Genomic DNA, 19,443 nt, shown 5'->3' on the forward strand with positions numbered 1-19,443 from the left:
ATTGTATATGGAGGAAATTCCTATGAGCTGGATGCCCGATATTGAGCCAAAATGCCCTTCCGCAGGCAACCTACACGATATTGAAACACTGATCGTACCTCGTGCTCACGACTTGGGGGGCTTTGAAGTACGACGTGCGCTTCCCGCGCCCAAGCGCCAGATGGTTGGCCCGTTTATTTTTTTTGATCAGATGGGGCCCGCTGAATTTCTTAGAGAAGATGGTATCGATGTTTGAATCGCCCCGGATATTTTAGACACCCGTTAGGCTCTTAAAGTAACGCCTTTCATAATCAACCGGTGACAAGTTATCACTTGTGCCGTGTCGGCGCTTTGGGTTGTAAAACATTTCAATGTAATTGAACACGTCACGTCTAGCCGCTTCGCGTGTTGAATAAATCTGTCGCTTGATTCGCTCCCGCTTGAGAAGTTGAAAGAAGCTTTCAGCAACGGCGTTGTCATGACAGTTACCACGTCGGCTCATACTGCCTACCAAGCAATTCGCTTTCAGAAAGCTTTGCCAGTCTCCACTGCTAAACTGGCTCCCTTGATCCGAATGCACCATCACCGTTCCTTGTGGCTTGCGTCGCCAGACTGCTGATAACAAAGCATCCAGTGCCAACTCCGTAGTCATGCGAGACTTCATCGACCAGCCAATCACTTGACGGGAAAACAGGTCGATAACTACCGATAGGTAAAGCCAGCCTTCGTAAGTGCGGATGTACGTGATGTCCGTCACCCAAGCAATATTTGGCGCTGTTACTTCAAACTGACGGTCTAAATGGTTAGGGGATACGGCAGTCGGTTTCCCATCGCCATAGCCGCCAGGGCGTCGTCGATAGCCCGTCTGAGAGCGTAAACCTTCCCTATTCATAAGACGCGCCACACGGTGCTTCCCACAAGCTTCGCCAGCTTCACGCAAGTCCTGGTAGACCTTGCGATAGCCATATACACCGCCGCTTTCAAGCCAGGAGTGCTTGATCAATCCCAGCAAGCGCTCATCTTCCCGCGCTCGATTAGAGAGCGCTTTTTTACACCATGCGTAGTAACCGCTGGGGTGCACTGCCATCATCTGACACAAGCGACGTACCGAATATTGGCTCGAATAATTTTGAATAAACGCGTACCTCAGTCGGACTCCCTGGCGAAGTACGCGGTGGCCTTTTTTAATATGTCTCGCTCTTCTAATACGCGTTTGAGTTCGGCCTTCAAACGACGGTTTTCAGCTTGGAGATCATCATCCTCTTGCCGTTGTTCTACCGGCTTATCGTATCGCTTAATCCAGTTGTACAGGCTGTGACCTGACACGCCTAGCCGCTCAGCGACCTCGGCCACGCGATGGCCGCGCTCTACCACTTGTTTGACGGCTTCGATTTTGAATTCTTCAGTGTAGCGGGGATGGCTCATGGTTCCTCCTAGATACCTTTAGTATAGGGCCTGGAGGTGTCTATGAAACCTGGGGCGATTCAGTTCGTCCTCATCCCCATATTGGACTTGCCACCGTTACTTACTTGTATCAGGGAGAGTTCCAGCATCGAGATAGTCTGGGGACTAATCAGATGATCTATCCAGGGGCGGTTAATTGGATGGTTGCTGGCAATGGGGTAACCCACTCTGAACGCACTAGCCCTTCTACACGTCAGAATAAGCACTCGCTGTTTGGTATTCAGACGTGGGTGGCCCTGCCTGAGGCTCACGAAGATAAGCCAGCCAGTTTTGAGCATCATAGTGAAGATGTACTGCCGATGCTTAACGGTGAGGGCAAGAATATACGTTTGATTCTGGGAACTGCTTGGGGTGAGCGGTCACCGGTGCAGACCTTCTCGGAAATGTTTTATGCGGATGCGATCCTCCAGCCAGGCGCTAAGCTTCCTTTGCCTGATGGCCACGAAGATAGAGGCATCTATGTGACGTCGGGTAGCGTTATCATTGCTGGAGAGACGTTTGACGCCGGACGAATGATGGTTTTCCGTCCTGGTGACCCCATTACAGTAACAGCAGGCGAAGCCGGAGCCCGGCTAATGCTGCTCGGTGGCGAAACACTCAATGGGCCACGTTATATCTCTTGGAACTTCGTTGCGTCTTCACGGGAAAAGTTAGAGGCTGCCAAGCAGGCGTGGATGGAAGGTGACTTTGAGCATGGACGGTTTAAATTGCCGCCAGGGGACAATGCAGAATTTATTCCTTTTCCTGGTCAGCATCGCAATTAATTTGTAACGAAAGAGCTGGCTGCCTAAGGCAGCCAGATTTGCTACTTAAGTAGCGGTTGCTTAAATAGCGACGTAATTAACTTGGCATTTGGCCAAAGCGGCCGCGGTTAAAGTCTTCTATCGCTTCAATGATTTCACGTTCGCTGTTCATGACAAACGGGCCGTGTCCTATGACCGGCTCATTGAGCGGTTCTCCGCTCAGTAGCAACAGGGTGGCATCGCTATTGGCTTTTAGAGTGACGTTGTCGCCATCGCGAGTTAGTTCCGCCACTTGTGCTTCGCGGAGCACTTCTTCGCCGTTGATTTGCACCGTGCCTTTTAGCACGACCAATAGAGTCGTCCATCCTTCCGGCTGTGCCAGCGTCGTTGTCTTGCCCTCTTTTAACTGCACATCCCAGACATTCATCGGGGTGAACGTTTGTGCTGGCCCTGAGTGAGTGGCGTAGTCTCCCGCGATCACGCGCACACTACCTGCGTGATCAGGTAACGCTGCGACAGGTATCTGCGCATTAAAAAATGCCTGATAGCCTGGCGTGGCCATTTTATCTTTGGCGGGCAAGTTTACCCACAGCTGCACCATCTCGAGTGTGCCACCTGTCTCTGTAAACGCGGGCGAATGAAATTCATCGTGTAGGATGCCCGCACCTGCTGTCATCCATTGCACGTCGCCTGGGCCAATCACGCCGCCTTTGCCCGTTGAGTCGCGGTGCGCCACTTCCCCTTGATACACAATCGTGACGGTTTCAAACCCTCGGTGTGGGTGCTGCCCGACACCGCGTGGCCGTGTAGTGGGGGTAAAGCTGGCGGGGCCAGCATAGTCCAGCAGTAAAAAGGGGCTTAACTGCTCGGAACGTGAGCCATAGGAGAACAGCGAGCGCACCGGAAAGCCGTCACCCACCCAATGAGGGTGCGGTGCGTTGGTAACACCTACTAACTTTTTCATTGTTTGCTCCTCAAAGAATGCGTTGTTGGTTAAAAAGTGTACGCGTTAGGGGACGCAACTAATAGATAGTGCATCTGGGACTCAGTGTTGCAGTGTTGGAACACTAGGTGCTTGCTTGATTGAAGAACGTAGTCTGTACTTTGGTCAACCACTGACATGGAGGCACTGTGTTCACGCAGGGCTGGCGGCTTTTGCGCCAGTTGGTGGCTGATTGTTTGGCTCACTTACTTTTAATGACAAGGTTAGTATGAAAAAAAACAGCTCGTGGCCTGTGTGGGTTGTGCTGGTTGTCACTTTGGTGTTTTCCAGCGTCTGCACAGCGCAAACTCAAGGAGATGAGAGCGAGGATAAGCGATGGTTCGCCATTGATTCGCTTAACACAGGGCTAGGAGATGTGCCTGAGGATGTTGGGCGGATGTCGCCAAGGGAAATGGTTCGCAGCTTTTTAGCGTTCACCGAAAGCGAGAATTACGCCGCAGCCGCGCATTTGCTTAACCTCAATGATATTGATCCAGGCGAACAGCAGGCTCAGGGCGCCGAGCTCGCTAAGCAGTTGGCTGAGGTATTAAAGCGCGGTGAGTGGCTGGACGCATCTAATATGTCCGGCCGTCAAGACGCGGTGATAGAAGACCCTTCCGGGCAGAATCCGCAGGCAGGCGAGCCCCAGCGCAATATTGAGCTGGCAGCCCTAACGGTAGATGGCCAAGCCTACGATGTCCGGCTAGGCCGCTACCGCGTGGGGGGAGAAGATCCTGTGTGGTTAGTGATGCCAGAGAGCGTGTCGTTTATTCCGATTCTCTATGAAGAGTACGGGCCTTCAATGCTGGAACGCTATATTCCTGAGCGGTTAAAGGCGTCGTTTGGCATGCTAAAAATCTGGGAATGGTTAGCGATCCCGGTTTTTTTAATCGCCATTGGCACGGTGGGAGTGATCACTTACTACGTGGTTGGACTAGTGGCTCGCATCCTGCCTTCTGGCGTATCTACTATTTTTGCCGATCAAATTGGCGTGCCCATGGCGATGATTGTTATGTCGCTGGTAACGCAGATGCTGCTGGACTACGTCGTATCGTTTTCCGCTATTGCGACAACAACGTTTCGTGTGTTGTTGATCTCTATTATGGCCTGGGGTGCAGGTGTCATTGCGCTGCGCTTGGTCGACACGATCATGCTGCGCTTAACGCGGCGCCTAGTGGGAGAAATTGATGACACGAAGCCAAGAGATCAGCGACGGCTGTTAACCTCACTATACGCATTGCGCCGCGCCATTATTCTGATCACCGTGACCGGCGTATCGATTTATATCCTAGGCCAGGTTCAGCTCTTCGAAACCCTTGGTTTATCTATTCTGGCGTCTGCCAGCGTATTGGCAGTATTAGTGGGCGTGGCGGGCCAAACGGTGCTTGGCAATATCCTCTCCTCTTTTCAGTTATCGTTTGCCAAACCCATTCGTATTGGCGACCTCGTGATCTTTGAAGGTGAGTGGTGTTATGTGGAAGGCATCTTTTATACCTTTATTCGGCTGAGATCATGGGACGAACGACGCTTGATTGTGCCTGTCACCTACTTTACCTCTAAGCCTTTCGATAATTTGTCGGTGAAGAGTACTAAGATGTACCGGTCCTTGGTGCTGACGCTCCACCTAAGTGCCGATATAGAGCTGCTAAGAGATAAATTTCTCGAATTCGCCAAAGAAGAAGATAGCGTTATTGAGCACCACAAGTTGCTATGTTACGTGACAGAGCAAACCGGCACGGCCCAAACTATCACCTGCTATTTAATGACGTCAGATCCCATGGCAGGCTGGACGGCTGAGATGAATTTGCGCGAGAAGCTGCTAGCCTTTATCCGCGATAACCATCCAGAGTGGTGGCCTCGGGAAATCATGGTTATCAGCCATGAAGATATTGCGCGTGGGGAAGGGCAAGGAAAACGTTCTCAGGAAGCGGATAGTTCTACTAAGAAACCATCCGAGTAAGGCAATTACGCTGCTCGATTGCTGGTGGATAAATAGCCTTCTTACGAAGCCAAGGAGTGGTTCAGGATGATGTTAAATATCAAACAGCGCTTTCTGCCCGGTTGGGGCGCTACCTATGGCCCGGCAGGCGATGGTCCTTTTCCAGCGATCATGTTGTTGCATGGTTCTGAAGGCGCATGGGCTGGCTGGAGTCATCGAGACGCCGTCTTGTTTGCAGCACATGGTTTCTTGGCTTTCCCCTATGGCTACTCAAGCGGCGGTAATATGTGGAATGCAGGGCATATTATCGATTACCCACTGGAGTGTAGTGTGGAAGCGCTTAGGGCACTCAGAGATTTTCAATACGCTGATGAGCGTGTTGGGCTTTATGGTGTTTCACGCGGGGCCGAACATGCGTTGTTGCTTGGCTCACTGATGGCCAGGGATAAACTAAAAGGCGCGCCTGATGCTATCGCTGTACATAGTGCCCCAGATGTCGTTTGTGGAGCCTTTGATGCGCGTGGTTTTCGCGATGCGGGGGACCCCGGTTGGCAAGCCTGGGATGTCAGTAAACGCGCCTGGACATGGCGTGATAATCATGAAGACTTACTGCCGACTACGCCGATTGAAATTGAGCGCTACCCTGGGCCGCTAATGCTTTCTCATGGCACGAAAGACCGCATGTGGTCGGTTGAGATGACTAGGCGACTGGAAAAACGTCTACGCGAGTATGGTCGTAACCCTGCGGTTCACTACTACGACGGTGAAGATCATATACCCAGCAGCGCCGGGCAGAATATTCACTACCCGTTGTTGCTGGATTTTTTCTCTAAGCATTTGTAGAAAATGATTGGATATTGCGGCAACAGTGGAATCTATCGTATTGACCAATGTTTAAGCATGGCGGCCAATCAGGGTTAAAAAGCCGTCTTCATCGATAAACCCTTTATCGCCGGTGACAAACCAGCGCTGGCTGTCGAGTTCTTTAATGGCGGCGGCGGTGCGTTTCGGGGCGTTTAGGTAGCCCTGCATCACCTGAGGACCGCTGATCAAAATCATGCCTGCTTCTCCGGTAGGCTGTTCCGCAAAGCTATCGGGTTCAACGATCTTAATGCTGGTACCGGGTAGCGGCATGCCTACGGTGCCTGCTTTACTGCCTTGCTGTATTTTCTGGTAATGAGCGCCCAGGGAATCCGGTAGATTGACCGATGCCACAGGAGCGGTTTCGGTTGCCCCGTAGCCTTTATAAATGGGCTTATGGAATTTTAGAGTGAAGTCGCTGCATACCTGCTCATCTAATGCTTCGGCACTGATAACCATTGCTCGTAAGCTTTCTAACATGAGTGGGTGCACGTTAGGGTTGTGGTTCAAGCGCTGTAGAAAGTCTGGGGTGCCAAACATTAGGGTGGCTTTGTGCTTGGCGACAGCGCTGGCAATACCAGCAGTGTCGTTGGGGTCCGCGTGGCAAACCAACGGCAGGCCTTCGATAAGTGGCAGCAGTTGGGTAACGGTGAGCCCAAAGGCATGAAACAGAGGCAGCGATCCGATCACCACATCGTCATGCTGGGTATTCAGTACATCGGAGGTCTGCTTGATATTGGCCATCAGGTTGCGGTGGCTCAGCATGATGCCTTTAGGCTGTCCTTCGCTTTTGCTTGGAAACACAATGGTGGCGGTGGCATCGGCATCCCTACTGCGACAGTAAAGGCGTTGTAGCAGCCATGCAGGCAGCAGGCGAACGGCAAGCCATGCGCTGACGCGTTCATGACGGCGGATGCTGGCTTGCAGGTCTTCCAGGTAAATCGTCTGGGTATTGGCTAGCCGCTGACTGATGTTTAACCCTTGTTGCTGGAGTTTTTCGACGAAGTGGCGCGAGGTAAACACTGTGTCGATGTTGGCTTGGGTGAGCGCCGCAGAAAATGGGGTTTCGTACGAATTGTCATTGGGGCTGTCGTGGAGACTGCCGTCAAAATGATAGTTGAGGTTAACCAGTGTTTTTCCAGCCAGAAGTGCTGCCATATTGGCCAGTGCACCCACGCTACTATTGGGCAGCAGTAGGCCCACGTTTTGCCCTGGGGTTAGCGTGTGGATGCGCTTTGCAATAAGCAGACTGGCGGTAAGTGCTTGGCCTGCCGTCAGAGGGTGGCTAAGGGTATCAGTGAGTGCTTGTGCGCCAAGGTTACGCTTCACGCTTCGAATCCAGGCGTCAGGCAGCGAGGGCAGTTCATCGATAGCATGTTGCCACGAGTTGGTTGCTTGTTCGAAGATGCGCCGTTTGAGCACGTCGGCCGGGGTGTCTTTAGGCAGCGGCTTGCCAAACGCAACGACGACTGAGCGATGTAGAGGCGCGTTACGCAGCTCTTTGAGTTTGCTGGATGAGCGAGAAAACTGGCTGCCCCACAGTCCGCGCAGGTAAAACGGTACAATGCGTACCTCTGGGTTCGCCAACTTACAGGCGCGCTCGTAGCCTCGGCGCAGTTCACCTAGCTGGCCGTTGCGGCTAATTGCGCCTTCGGGAAACAGGCATACCACTTCACCATTATTCAGCTGTTCGGCTACGGCGGCTAAGGCGTTGTCGGCTCCTGCGCCCCGTTCGATAGGAATACAGCCCAGCGCCTTAAAAAACCAACGTAGGTACCAACGCTGATAAATATCCTTCAGCATGACAAAACGCACGGGGCGAGGGCTGGCAATTTGCACCATCGCCCAGTCCACCCAACTGATATGGTTGCCGAGCAGCAGCACGCCGCCTTGGGCGGGCAGGTTTTCGAGCCCATGGACATCAACACGATAGCGGCGGGTCAGCAGAAAACTGAGTAGAAAGCGCACCAAGCTTTGGGGCAATTTGAAGATAGTGTAGCCACCGCCCACCATGGCAACGGTCGCCACGAGCAGCAACAGGTAATGGCTATCCACACCTGCCAGGGCAAACAGCGCGGTAAGCGCCAGAAAGCCCAGCATAGACAGGTTCTGAATCCAGTTGTTGGCAGCCAGCACAGTGCCTAGTTCATGGTCTGCCGCATGAAATTGAATCAGTGCATTGAGCGGTACAATGAATAACCCGCCCATCATGCCAATAAATACAAAGTTCAGCGCTTGGCTGATGGGGGTGGTGAGCAGTGGCAAGCACCACAGACCCACCGCAACGCCGACAGCGCCTAATGGAATCAAGCCGGTTTCAATACGGTTACGAGACAGTTTGCTGGCAAGCAATGATCCCAACGCAATCCCAATACCGCTAGCGGCAAGAATCCCTTGCAGCACTAAGGTGTTATCAATGCTGAGTGCATCTTTGGCATAGGCGGGAAACGCGGCGAGCAGCACTTGACCCACCGACCAGAAAGTCGCAAGACCGATAATTGACAGCCGCAGCACCGGTTGACGGCCCAGAATGCTTAGGTTGTCTTTCAGTGCGCTGCCTTTGATATAGCGCTGCCAAGTGAGTGGGGGCGTTGAGGGCTGCGCACTATCTGGCTTCAGGCGATAAAGCGCCATCACTTGGATGCCGCTGTTCAACACCAACAGCCAACCTAGCGGCGCAATGCTGTGCAATAGCTCGCTGGGTGTTTGGGCACTGGGTAAAATCCAGCTTTCAAACAAGGCGGTAAAGACCACGGTGCCCGCCAAAATGGCACCAATGGTGACGGCCTGGATAAGCCCGTTAGCTTCTGCCAAGCGGGGTTTGCCAAATAGCCCTTTCACCAAGCCATACTTAGCGGGGGAGTAAAAGGCTGACTGAATCGCCAGCACCAACGTCATCGCAAACGCCAGCCAAAACCAGCCTTGGTAATAAGCGGCGGTGATGCCCAGTGAAACAGCAACGGCAGCCCAGGCGGAAACCCGTAGAATACGCACTTTGGGGTAGCTATCTGCCACATGGCCTGCCGGGCTAAACAGTAAAATAAACGGCAAAAGGATAAGCCCGTTGACCAGTGCCGTGAGTACAACCTGGGTTTCACCGTCGTAGCTTTTAAAGATCGTGTTTTGAATAACAATTTTATGCCCTAAATCCACAAAGGCATTTAAGAAAATGGCAATCAGATAGGGCCAGACGCCCGCGATGCGTAGTAAAGGTTGCATGAAATGACGCCTTGTAAACCAGAAGTTAGAGCACTTTCGGTAAATGGAGCTAATGTTGCAACTCTGGTGGTTAAAGTTGTGTTATTTGGGCTTTAAGGTATCGTTATACGCTACTTTGCGTGCCTGGAGGTCATGTGTCTCAGACAAGTGCACTTATCGATACCTTAAAACGTCAGCTGCGTTCCCAGGGTAAAACCTACGCTGATGTGGCGATATGGCTTGGGCTAAGCGAGGCCTCGGTCAAGCGATTGTTCGCTGAACAGCACATTACCTTAGAGCGGCTAGAGCGCATTTGCGACCAGCTTAACCTGGAATTTGCTGAGTTGGTGCAATCCATGCAAGAGGAAGAGCACCGTTTGCAGGAGCTGACCCAGGCGCAGGAGCAGAGTATTGTCGATGACCGTGAACTGTTTTTGGTCGCTGTATGTGTGATCAATGGCTATCGGTTTGATGAAATTCATCACCAGTACCGGCTCAGTGAGGCGCAGTGTACTCGGCAGCTACTGGCGCTAGAACGACTAAAGCTGATTGATCTATTGCCGGGTAATCGAATCCGGCGGCGTGTGGCCGCGAATTTTCGCTGGCGCCCTGGTGGCCCTATTCAGCGTTTTTTCCAGCAATATATTGCCACGGAGTTTTTTCATTCCCATTTTGATAGTAACGGCGAAAAGCTGATGGTACTGAATGGCCTGCTTTCCCATGCGGGCAATGCGGAATGGCAGCAAACGATGCAGCGGCTGGCGAAAGAGTTTCATGCCCTGTGTGAACGAGAAAGCGGGCTGCCCATTCATCAGCGCTTTGGCACCACCTCGGTGCTGGCTGTTCGTCAGTGGCAGTCAACGCTGTTTAAAGATGTTGCCCGTGGGTCGTACCAGCAAAATAAGAGTTTATAAAAACTGTTTTTATTACCGAATACCTTAAAAGTACCCATTTTATGAGTTCACATTGTTATGAATAGCACTCCTTTTCAAGCGCTGGCCTGTCCGTTAGATGGTAAGCCGCTTCATCTGGCTGGCAGTGCTTGGCGCTGCTCTGCTGGGCATAGCTTCGATGTTGCCAAGCAAGGTTACGTCAACTTGCTTCCAGTACAGCAAAAGCGTTCCACCGACCCCGGCGACAGTAAGCTGATGGTGGCGGCAAGGCAGCGTTTTCTTGAAGCTGGCTACTATCAGCCTATTGCTCAGGCGGTAAGCAAACATCTGTTAAACCATGCTGAGGCTCAGCCTGCTAGTTCGCTGTTTGGCTGCTTGGATGCTGGCTGCGGTGAAGGCTATTACTTGCGTGAGCTATCTCGTGCTGCATCGAATTCGCGGCCACTTTCACTGGTGGGGTTAGATATTTCCAAGTGGGCAGTGCTGTCGGCGGCCAAGCAAGATGATAAAAACCTGCCACTCTGTAGCTGGGTAGTCGGCAGCAACGCGCACTTGCCAATTCAAACGGCAACACTCAATAGTGTGCTGTGTATGTTTGGCTTTCCAGTACATCACGAATTTGCGCGGGTATTAAAGCCGGGTGGCTTGTTGTTGCAGGTTGAAGCAGGGGCGGGGCACCTGCGTGAGCTGCGAGAGGTGATTTATCCCACGCTTAAGCCAGAAGCGATAAGCGAACGGGAAGTGCCGGAAGGCTTTGTATCGTTGCAGACAGAATCACTTAGCTATCAAATAGCGCTGGTAGGGCAAGACTCGATTGGTGATTTATTAGCGATGACGCCCCATCTTTACCGCGCTAGTCAGGAAGGCCGTGCGCGTGCAGCAGCGCTTGATGCGTTAACGCTAACGGTGGATGCCAGGCTAATGATATATGAGCGGAAATAAGGAGTAAGCATAAGAAGGGTAGCGATAAAGAGGGTGTTAAAAATCCAATCGTACTCTCCCAAAAAACCCTTCTTTTATTCTCAATCTACAAACGCAACAAGGCCCGCATGAGCGGGCCTTGTTATTCGAACCGGTTAAGGTTCGAGCAAATTCTTAAACCGTTAAGGCTTAGGACATTTGCTTGATGTTAGAAGCCTGAAGGCCTTTCTTACCCTGGGTAACGTCAAAAGAAACGTTAGCACCTTCTTGAAGGGTTTTGAAACCGTCAGACTGAATTTCAGAGAAGTGAGCAAAAAGGTCGTCGCCGCCGTCAGAAGGAGCGATGAAACCAAAACCTTTAGTGTCGTTAAACCATTTAACTGTGCCAGTTGCCATGATGTAGATCCTTTCGCGCTAACGCGCCGTAATAAAGTTCCTGGTATTACCCAGATGAAAAGTAGCGGGTGAAACAAGGAATACAATATCAGGCTGCCGAAATAGATCGTACACTTCTGAAACCATGCTGCTTGCTAACCAACTGACGCTACAGTGACATGATTTTCCCTTCGGGTCAAAGCCTTTTATGAATATTTTCTGAGGGCGGTGCCAGAATAATGGCTATTTACACCCCATTTTCCAGGCGCTTAGGTGCTTTACGGTGAGCCAGATCGTCAATGTTAGAAATGGTATCTTTGGCAAAGCATCTTTGAAACGACACCCACTGCCGGTAAGGCACATTATCAAAACAAGGAGAATTCTATGATTGCCGAATACGAATTGGCCTACCTAAAGCGCGCTGTGGTCTTGGCAGAGGAGGCTTTAAATGCCGGAGATGAGCCATTTGGTAGCGTGCTGGTTAATGCCGAAGGCGAGGTATTAGCCGAGGACCGCAATCGCATTGCCGGTGGCGATTCCACTCAACACCCAGAGTTTTCGCTGGCCCGCTGGGCAGCAAATCACATGACGCCTGAAGAGCGTGCGAAAGCGACCGTATATACCTCTGGAGAGCACTGCCCTATGTGTGCGGCGGCCCATGGATGGGGAGGGCTAGGTCGTATCGTTTACGTAAGTTCTTCTGAACAATTGGGCGCTTGGCTAGCTGAACTTGGTGTAGCGCCACCGCCTGTCGCCACGCTAACGATTAATGAGGTAGTGCCTGGTTTGGCTGTTGATGGCCCAATCCCTGGGCTGGATGAGCAAGTGCGAGCCTTACCCCGCCGCTTGCATGCATAACTGAGTGACCAGGGAAATTCGGTGAGCAATGCATGGCCACTTAAGACAAACACCACCTTGTGTTCAGCAAGGCGGTGTTTGTTAAATCGGTGCAAAAAAGTGCATTAGTGCTTCAGGATATGCCTAGTGTTTCAATATGACATAAAACGCATGAATGATGCCTGGCACAAAGCCAAACAGCGTCAGAATGATATTCAGCCAGAAATGTCCTTTGAAACCGACCTCAAAAAACACCCCTAATGGGGGCAGAATAACGGCAAAAATCATCTTAATCGGATCCGTCGCGGTAAATGCCATGAAGCCTCCTTTGCTTACATAGTCAGTGTTCTGATTGCTGCTTTGATAACAATGCGTTGCTGGTACTACTGTAAGTGTAGTCACAACAGTTACGCTTAGCGAACCAATACGACTTAGGTATTATGCTGTTCCTTCTTTATCGTTCACATGCCTAACCAAATGTGTCTACAAAACCCCGCCGAATACTGAATAGGAAAGGACGCCATGACTCACACCTTGCCGCCATCACTGCTACTTGCGAGTGTCGTTTTAGCCAGCCCTGTGTGGGCGCAGGCACCCAGCAGCGAAGAGACTGTGCTGGCTACAGTAGAGGTGAGCGCCCCGCGTTTAGCCCGCGAGCTGTATGCCACGCCAGCGGCCATTTCTACCTTGGAGCGTGAAGAGATTGCCCAAGGTCAGCAGCGGGTGAGGTTGGATGAAGCGCTTAACCGAGTGCCGGGTGTGTTTTTACAAAACCGCGATAATTTCGCTCAAGGGCAGCGAATTGCTATTCGCGGCTTTGGCGCGCGTGCCCCATTTGGCGTGCGTGGGATTACCGTCATGGTGGATGGCATTCCTTACACGCTTCCGGATGGCCAGGCGCAGTTGGATGCCATTGATTTAGATAGCGCCGAGCGCATTGAGGTTATCCGTGGGCCGTCTTCAGTGCTTTATGGCAATGCGTCTGGCGGAGTGATTGATGTGACCACTGCCGATGGACGTGATAATCCTGGTACAAGGCTGCGGATGGGCGCAGGTAGCGATGGCTATCAAAAAGTGGCACTGCAAAATGGTGGTGTACAGGGCGATTGGTCGCACCATATCAGTCTGACGGCGCTTAATGTTGATGGCTATCGCGAACAAAGCTCAACCGAGAAGTATTTGCTGAATGCAAAATTACGTCGAGAGCTAGGCAGCGAACGGGCGATGACCGCGATTATTAATCTGTTGGATAACCCCCGTTCGGAAGACCCCGGTGCGCTTAATGCCCGTGAAGTTGCCGCTGGGCGGGATCAGGCCGCGCCCAATTCGATTGCGCTGGATGCGCGGCAAAGCGTCGATCAGCAGCTATTTGGCCTGCAGTACGAAGACTTAGCGGTAGGTGATGGTGAGCTGTATCTCAAGGGATTTATTGCTAAACGTAGCTTTGAACAGCAACTTCCATTTGTGGGCAGTAGTCGCTTGGGCTATCAGCGTGACTATATGGGCGCAAGCGCCGAATACCATCACGAGGTGGCGTTAGGGAGCCTGCCGCTTAGCTATATTGTGGGCGTTGATGTGGCTCGCCAAGAGGACGAGCGTTTTCGTAACCGAGTAAATGCCCAGGGGGTGGTTGGGGAGCAGCTTGCCAAAGAGACTCAAACGGCCACTGCCAACGGTGTTTTCGCTCAAGGGGATCTGACGCTTTCCGAGCAGCTTACGTTATCGCTAGGTGCGCGGTTTGACCGGGTGGCGCTAGACGTCGACGATACGTTTCTTGCCGACGGAGATCAAAGCGGGAAGCGTACCTTTAACGAGTGGAGTGGCTCGGCGGGGCTAAGCTACCGCTATCGTCCGCAGCATCAAGCTTATGTCAATACGGGGACAGCCTTTGAAACGCCGACATTTTCCGAGTTTGCTAACCCGACTGGCGGGGGCTTCAACCCCGCTGTTGAACCGCAAAAAGCATGGAACCGCGAAATAGGGTTGCGTGGCTACATTGAGCCGTTGGCGATGGATTACGATCTTGCGCTGTTTTCGGTCCGCGTTCGCGATGAGCTGGTGCCGTATGATGAGGGTGGCCGTACCTTCTATCAGAATGCAGGCGACACAAATCGCGATGGCCTAGAACTGGCGCTGGGCTGGCAGCTTGCCGACCACTGGCGTCTTAACAGCGCTTTAACGCTCGCGCGTTATGAGTTCGACAAGTTTGCAACACCAAGTGAGCGCTTTGATGGCAACCGGATTCCTGGGCTGCCAGAGCAGACGTGGGTCAATCAATTAACCTGGGAAAACCTGGATCAGCGTTTTGCAACGTTGGAAACCGAATACATCGGTGATTTAGTGGCGGATAACGCTAATGCGACGGAAGTAGATAGCTATTGGCTGCTCAACCTACGGATAGGCGATGGTTGGCAGTTAAGTGAAGGTACGCGACTAAGCGCTTATCTTGGTTTGCGCAACGTGCTTGATGAAGAGCACTACGCCAACGTGCGTTTAAACGGCACGTTTGGCCGCTTTTATGAGCCAGCCCTAGGGCGAAGTGTTTATGGAGGCGTGGAGCTGAGTTTTTAATAAGCAAAAAAACGGGCGGCTCATTGAGTCGCCCGTTCTCGTTTATTACTACGCTAAGTGATGGCTATTCCGGTAAAGCGTAACCAATCACGTAGTCACCCATTTTGGTGCCGAAGGTGCCGTGACCACCGGCGGTAACGACCACATACTGGCGGCCGTCTGCGCCGGTGTAAGTCATCGGCGTTGCTTGGCCGCCAGCAGGCAGTCGAGCTTTATACAGTTCTTCGCCAGTGGTGATGTCGTAGCCGCGCAGGTATTGATCCAGTGTGCCGCTTAAGAATGAAACGCCACCCGCAGTAGTCAGCGGGCCGCCTAGCGCAGGAACGCCGACATTCAGGCCAATCGGCAGATCAAAGGGCATGCTGTCGCGGGTGGTTCCATTGCGGTGCTTCCACACAACCTCGTTACTTTGCAGGTCGATTCCTGCCACATCGCCCCAAGAGGGCGCCTGGCAGGGAAGGCCGAGTACTGACAGCAGCGGGCCGAGTTCAACCGCATAAGGTGCGCCTGTGTTGGGCTGCAAACCTTGCTCGCTAGCGGATCCTTGGCCATCTTCAACCTCATCACGTGGGATCAGTTTGGAAACAAACGCTAAGTACTTCGCGCCGGTAAACAGTGCTTGGCGTTCGGGGTCTACCGCAACCCCCCCCCAGTTCATCACTCCAACGTTGCCGGGGTAGATAATGCTGCCTTCCAGAGAAGGCGGTGTGTACTGGCCTTCATAACGCAGCGAGCGGAACTGGATGCGGCACATCATCTGATCAAAGGGTGATGCGCCCCACATGTCGCGCTCAGTAAGCGTCGGTGGCAGCAAATTCAGCGCTGAGCGAGGTTGAGTTTCTGCTGTCCAGTCGCCTTCAATAGCACCTTGAGGAGCGGGCACTTCTTCAATGGGTACAATCGGCTCGCCGGTCTCACGGTTTAATACATACAAGCTGCCTTGTTTAGTGGGCTGAATGATGGCCGGCTGGCTGCCATCTGTCGTCGCCAAATCAATCAATACGGGTTGGGCGGGTGTGTCCATGTCCCATAAGTCGTGGTGCACAAACTGGTAAACCCAAGCCACCTGGCCATCATCTAGGTTAAGCGCGACGAGCCCAGCACTGTAAGTTTCGTCATTTTCGGTGCGATTTGCGCCGTACTGGTCGGGTGTGGCATTACCCATGGGGAGATAAACGAGGCCGAGCGCTTCATCAGCGCTAATCGGCGCCCACACGTTTGGTGAGTTACGTGTGTAAGTCTCGCCTTCTTCTAATGGTGTGGTGTCTTCAGGGTTACCGCTATCCCAGTTCCACACTAGCTCGCCAGTATGCACATCAAAGGCACGAATAACGCCAGAGGGTTCGTCGATTGAGCTATTGTCGGTAACGTGTCCACCCAAAATCACCAAGTCTTCAGTGACAGTGGCAGGCGACGTTGAGTAATAGCCCCCTGGGCTAAATTCGCCAATATTATTCGTCAGGTCGATCTCACCGTTTTCGCCAAAGTTTTCACAGCGCTCTCCGGTATCGGCGTTAAGCGCAATCAGTCGGGCGTCGGCGGTGGGCAGATAAAGCCTGCGTGGGCACATGACGTCGGTGGCGCTTAGCAGCTCAGAAGAGGAGCCTTCGTCAGGGGTCAGCGAGAAGGATAGGTCGAGTTCAAATTGGCTGCCATCGGCATACAGTGTTGGTTTATCGATGGTGGAATCTTCAGCACTGCTGGAATAGTTAGCCGCATCGTAGTACGCCAAACCACGGCAGGTCATATGCGCCCAGCCGGAAAAATCCTCTGCGCCCATGGTGCTAATATTGGGATCAAACTCCCATAGAGTTTCGCCGGTTTCGGGCGACAATGACATCGCACGGCTGTGCGATGTACAAATATAAAGGCTATCGTTGACCTTCAAGGGTGTGTTCTGGTTGGTGATTTCAGGTGGTGCATTGGGGCCGGGTTCATCACCGGTTTGAATACGCCATACTTCTTCCAGCTCGCCGATATTGTCGGGGGTAATCTGGCTAAGTGAGGAGTAGTGCGTACCTGCATTGGTGCCGCCGTAAGCGGGCCAATTATCGCCTGCAGCCTGTGCAGGGTTAACTTCTGCATTGTTACTGGCCGACTCAATCGTGCCTTTAATAGTACCTGGGTAGGTAAATTGGCTGGCAATTGCCACGATAATCGCTGCGGCAATGCTTGCCATTAGCGCTAGGCTGCCACCGCGTGAATGCAGCGGTTTCCGCCACCAGGGAAGCAATAAAATGATGCCAATTAAGCAGACAATGGCAACCCTAGGAACCAACTGCCACCAGTCTAAGCCGACTTCCCAGAGTGCCCATAGTAACGTTGCAAACAGTACCGCCGCATAAAGCCATAATGCTGTGCCTTTGCGCATTGCCAGCAGTACACCGACAACAAAAATACTAACACCAGCGATTACATAGTAAGCGCTACCGCCTAAGCTGAGCAGCTTGGCGCCGCCAATGGTTAGTGCAACACCAGCTACCGCGAGCAGTAGGCCTAATAGTAATGCTGGCCATTTTCCGCGGGCACGCGTGTGTTCATCCATGAGAAAGCCCCTATTAACAACGAATTGAAGTCGCTTAGTGAAATTAGAAAAGCGACGGATTTACAACGTGCCCTAACCCATTGGCAGTGATGATGGGTTAAAACACACATTGATTATTGGTAATTTTAATAATCAATTCGCTTTTGGTCTAATGATTTGCTGGCTAAGTAATGCCATAAACCAAAAAGCCACGCTAGTTACCATAGCGCGGCTTGTCGTTGGGAGGCGGAAAATGGGGGGTGTTTTAACTTAACGTAAGCATGGCTCAGTCGGTGAGTTTCACCAGCATCTTGCCGGTATTACCCCCTTCAAAAAGCGCTAAAAAGGCATCAGGTGTGCTTTCAAGGCCTTCTTTGACGGTCTCTTTATAGACTATTTTCCCCTTCGCTACCTGGGGAGCAATTTCGTTAAGGAAGTAGCGATAGCTAGTCCAGTGATCGGCGACAATAAACCCTTGCATTTTAGCTTTACGTACCACCAGTTGAGAAAGATTGCTCGGCCCTGGTGCTGGCGCTTCGGCGTTATAGCTGTCAATCATGCCGCATACGGCAATACGTGCGCCGTCATTGAGCTGGCTTAACGCTGCCTCTAAGCAAATACCGCCAACGTTCTCAAAGTACACATCAATGCCATCAGGACTAGCAAGCTTAATAGCGTCGCTTAATTCCTGTGCACTGCGGTCTTGGTAGCTGACCGGCTCAACGCCCAATGATTCAAGCCACGCAAGCTTATGGGCAGCTCCAGCAATGCCAACCACGTGGCAACCTTTTGCTTTCGCCAGCTGTACAGCAAGCGAACCAACGGCACCACTGGCAGCGCTTACCAGTACATTGTCGCTAGGTTTGCACTCGGCAATAAGGTTCAAGCCTGTCCATGCAGTCATGCCCGGCATACCTAATACGCCTAGGTAGGCTTGTTCAGGCACGTCGCTGTCGGGGAGGGGGGGGACACTGTCGCCCGGCACCTGAGCTATGTCACGCCAACCGCCCATGTGGCTGACCTTATCGCCTTGCTTAATCGTTGGGTGGTTAGATGCAATGACGTCGCCAATCGCGCCACCTTCCATCGGCTTGCCCAGCTCAAAAGGGGCAACATAGGTGTGCATTCCGGTCATTCGACCACGCATGTAAGGGTCAACTGACAGCCAGCGATTGCGAATTCTCACTTCACCTTCGCCAAGTTCGGGAAGTTCCTGGCTTTCCAGCGCAAATAACTCGCGCTTAGGTAAGCCCGTGGGATAATTAGTTAATGTAAAAAAGCGAGATTGCATGATTGCCTCCTGCATGGGTGCCTCCTGCATGTGTAATTTGGACAAATCTTCTTGCAGCATAGAGACCGTTAGCGTGCTTTCAAGTTCGCCGAAAAATTAATTTTCAGCGCAATAAAAAAAGCGGCCTTGGTGAGCCGCTTTCAATCAAGCTGATTTTTCTTCAACGCTGTTTGCTTAAGGGGTATCACGCGCTTGCGAGTGTGTTATCCGTTAATCGACCAGGGTGATCATGACTGGGGCAACGCCGCGTCGAATCATGCCGAGTTGGCGAGCTGCCCGTTTTGATAGATCAATAATTCTGCCCTTAACAAAGGGGCCGCGATCATTAATCAATACTTCAACTTCCTGGCCTGTATCAGGGCGAGTAACTAGCACCTTGGTGCCAAACGGAAGCGTTGGGTGAGCTGCAGTCAGTGCCTGTTGGTCAAATGGTTCGCCACTGGCGGTGGGAGAACCCTGAAAACGATCACTGTAAAAGGATGCAACCCCTTCACGAATTTCGATATCAATTGCAAATGCATGACTAGCGGTAAAGAAAATGAGTAATGCCGCTGCACAACTCGTTCGGATGAAACGTTTAGATGCTCCCATTGGAGTGCCTCAGTTTTACATAGTGCGAATTCTGTACGCGTCGGTGTGTTACCGAACAGATCAGTTGATAGTAACGTGCCCTTTTTGATACGGCAAGCTTTAAGAAGATCGGCGCAATTGGCTTCTAAATTATGACTTTTTGCAACTTTCTTCAGTGCCGTTACAATTCAGCAAGTTAACGAAGTGTGGTTGATATAACTAGGCTGTGTTTTGTGTCTACTGTAAATTTTAGATAAACGCTCACTTTAATCAGGTAAGCATCATATAATTAGCA

The 19,443-nt window shown here is 51.9% G+C and carries 16 protein-coding genes; 8 read left to right on the plus strand and 8 right to left on the minus strand.

The window, feature by feature from the left end; all coding sequences use genetic code 11:
• Positions 1-22 precede the first annotated feature (22 nt).
• Positions 23-235, plus strand: a complete 213-nt coding sequence (locus tag REH51_RS13115) for a Pirin-like protein (RefSeq protein ID WP_009722278.1) — start codon at positions 23-25, stop codon at positions 233-235.
• A 15-nt stretch (positions 236-250) separates the two neighbouring features.
• On the opposite strand, the gene REH51_RS13120 is transcribed toward REH51_RS13115, so the two are convergent.
• Positions 251-1,404 (minus strand): IS3 family transposase gene (locus REH51_RS13120; RefSeq protein ID WP_143759676.1). Its coding sequence is split into 2 segments (ribosomal slippage): positions 251-1,161 and positions 1,161-1,404, totalling 1,155 coding nucleotides; the frame shifts between segments, so codons are not numbered across the junction.
• Between the two features lie 23 nt (positions 1,405-1,427).
• Here REH51_RS13120 and REH51_RS13125 point away from each other — a divergent pair.
• Positions 1,428-2,207 carry a pirin family protein gene (locus tag REH51_RS13125; protein ID WP_260648579.1) on the plus strand — a complete coding sequence of 260 codons (780 nt, stop codon included), beginning with the start codon at positions 1,428-1,430 and terminating at the stop codon, positions 2,205-2,207.
• Positions 2,208-2,283: 76 nt separating this feature from the next.
• On the opposite strand, the gene REH51_RS13130 is transcribed toward REH51_RS13125, so the two are convergent.
• A complete protein-coding gene (locus tag REH51_RS13130; RefSeq protein WP_498936007.1) occupies positions 2,284-3,150 on the minus strand; it encodes a pirin family protein in 867 nt (288 codons plus the stop codon).
• A 247-nt stretch (positions 3,151-3,397) separates the two neighbouring features.
• Between REH51_RS13130 and REH51_RS13135 the strand changes: the two genes are divergently transcribed.
• Together REH51_RS13135 and REH51_RS13140 are read left to right on the plus strand one after the other, a co-directional pair.
• A complete protein-coding gene (locus REH51_RS13135; protein ID WP_498936009.1) occupies positions 3,398-5,128 on the plus strand; it encodes a mechanosensitive ion channel family protein in 1,731 nt (576 codons plus the stop codon).
• A gap of 66 nt (positions 5,129-5,194) precedes the next feature.
• The gene (locus REH51_RS13140) at positions 5,195-5,950 is read left to right on the plus strand and encodes an alpha/beta hydrolase family protein (RefSeq protein ID WP_009722283.1); all 756 of its coding nucleotides are present in this window, start codon (positions 5,195-5,197) and stop codon (positions 5,948-5,950) included.
• Between the two features lie 51 nt (positions 5,951-6,001).
• Here the strand turns inward: REH51_RS13140 and REH51_RS13145 are convergent, their stop codons facing one another.
• Complete coding sequence (locus REH51_RS13145; RefSeq protein ID WP_009722284.1) at positions 6,002-9,187, minus strand: acyl-[ACP]--phospholipid O-acyltransferase; 3,186 nt, start codon at positions 9,185-9,187, stop codon at positions 6,002-6,004.
• Between the two features lie 134 nt (positions 9,188-9,321).
• Here REH51_RS13145 and REH51_RS13150 point away from each other — a divergent pair, with 134 nt between their 5' ends.
• Both REH51_RS13150 and REH51_RS13155 read left to right on the plus strand, forming a co-directional pair.
• Positions 9,322-10,080 (plus strand): helix-turn-helix domain-containing protein, encoded by a 759-nt coding sequence (locus REH51_RS13150; protein WP_009722285.1) that lies wholly within the window; start codon positions 9,322-9,324, stop codon positions 10,078-10,080.
• A 57-nt stretch (positions 10,081-10,137) separates the two neighbouring features.
• The gene (locus REH51_RS13155; RefSeq protein WP_498936011.1) at positions 10,138-11,001 is read left to right on the plus strand and encodes a putative RNA methyltransferase; all 864 of its coding nucleotides are present in this window, start codon (positions 10,138-10,140) and stop codon (positions 10,999-11,001) included.
• 168 nt (positions 11,002-11,169) lie between these two features.
• Here the strand turns inward: REH51_RS13155 and REH51_RS13160 are convergent, their stop codons facing one another.
• Complete coding sequence (locus tag REH51_RS13160; protein WP_009722287.1) at positions 11,170-11,376, minus strand: cold-shock protein; 207 nt, start codon at positions 11,374-11,376, stop codon at positions 11,170-11,172.
• A gap of 363 nt (positions 11,377-11,739) precedes the next feature.
• Between REH51_RS13160 and REH51_RS13165 the strand changes: the two genes are divergently transcribed.
• Entirely contained in the window at positions 11,740-12,213 is a 474-nt protein-coding gene (locus REH51_RS13165) for a nucleoside deaminase (RefSeq protein WP_498936013.1), read from the plus strand.
• A 123-nt stretch (positions 12,214-12,336) separates the two neighbouring features.
• On the opposite strand, the gene REH51_RS13170 is transcribed toward REH51_RS13165, so the two are convergent.
• Positions 12,337-12,510, minus strand: coding sequence for a YqaE/Pmp3 family membrane protein (locus REH51_RS13170; RefSeq protein ID WP_009722289.1), 174 nt, complete (start codon positions 12,508-12,510; stop codon positions 12,337-12,339).
• A 204-nt stretch (positions 12,511-12,714) separates the two neighbouring features.
• Between REH51_RS13170 and REH51_RS13175 the strand changes: the two genes are divergently transcribed.
• A complete protein-coding gene (locus tag REH51_RS13175; RefSeq protein WP_009722290.1) occupies positions 12,715-14,763 on the plus strand; it encodes a TonB-dependent receptor family protein in 2,049 nt (682 codons plus the stop codon).
• A gap of 64 nt (positions 14,764-14,827) precedes the next feature.
• On the opposite strand, the gene REH51_RS13180 is transcribed toward REH51_RS13175, so the two are convergent.
• The 3 genes from REH51_RS13180 to REH51_RS13190 form a co-directional block, all read right to left on the minus strand.
• Positions 14,828-17,308: a glucose/quinate/shikimate family membrane-bound PQQ-dependent dehydrogenase gene (locus REH51_RS13180; protein WP_009722291.1), complete on the minus strand. Its 2,481-nt coding sequence runs from the start codon at positions 17,306-17,308 to the stop codon at positions 14,828-14,830.
• A 265-nt stretch (positions 17,309-17,573) separates the two neighbouring features.
• Positions 17,574-18,578 carry an NADP-dependent oxidoreductase gene (locus tag REH51_RS13185; protein WP_498936015.1) on the minus strand — a complete coding sequence of 335 codons (1,005 nt, stop codon included), beginning with the start codon at positions 18,576-18,578 and terminating at the stop codon, positions 17,574-17,576.
• Positions 18,579-18,788: 210 nt separating this feature from the next.
• The gene (locus tag REH51_RS13190; protein ID WP_009722293.1) at positions 18,789-19,169 is read right to left on the minus strand and encodes a septal ring lytic transglycosylase RlpA family protein; all 381 of its coding nucleotides are present in this window, start codon (positions 19,167-19,169) and stop codon (positions 18,789-18,791) included.
• Between the last annotated feature and the right edge of the window lie 274 nt (positions 19,170-19,443).

The organism is Halomonas bluephagenesis (genome assembly GCF_054790765.1).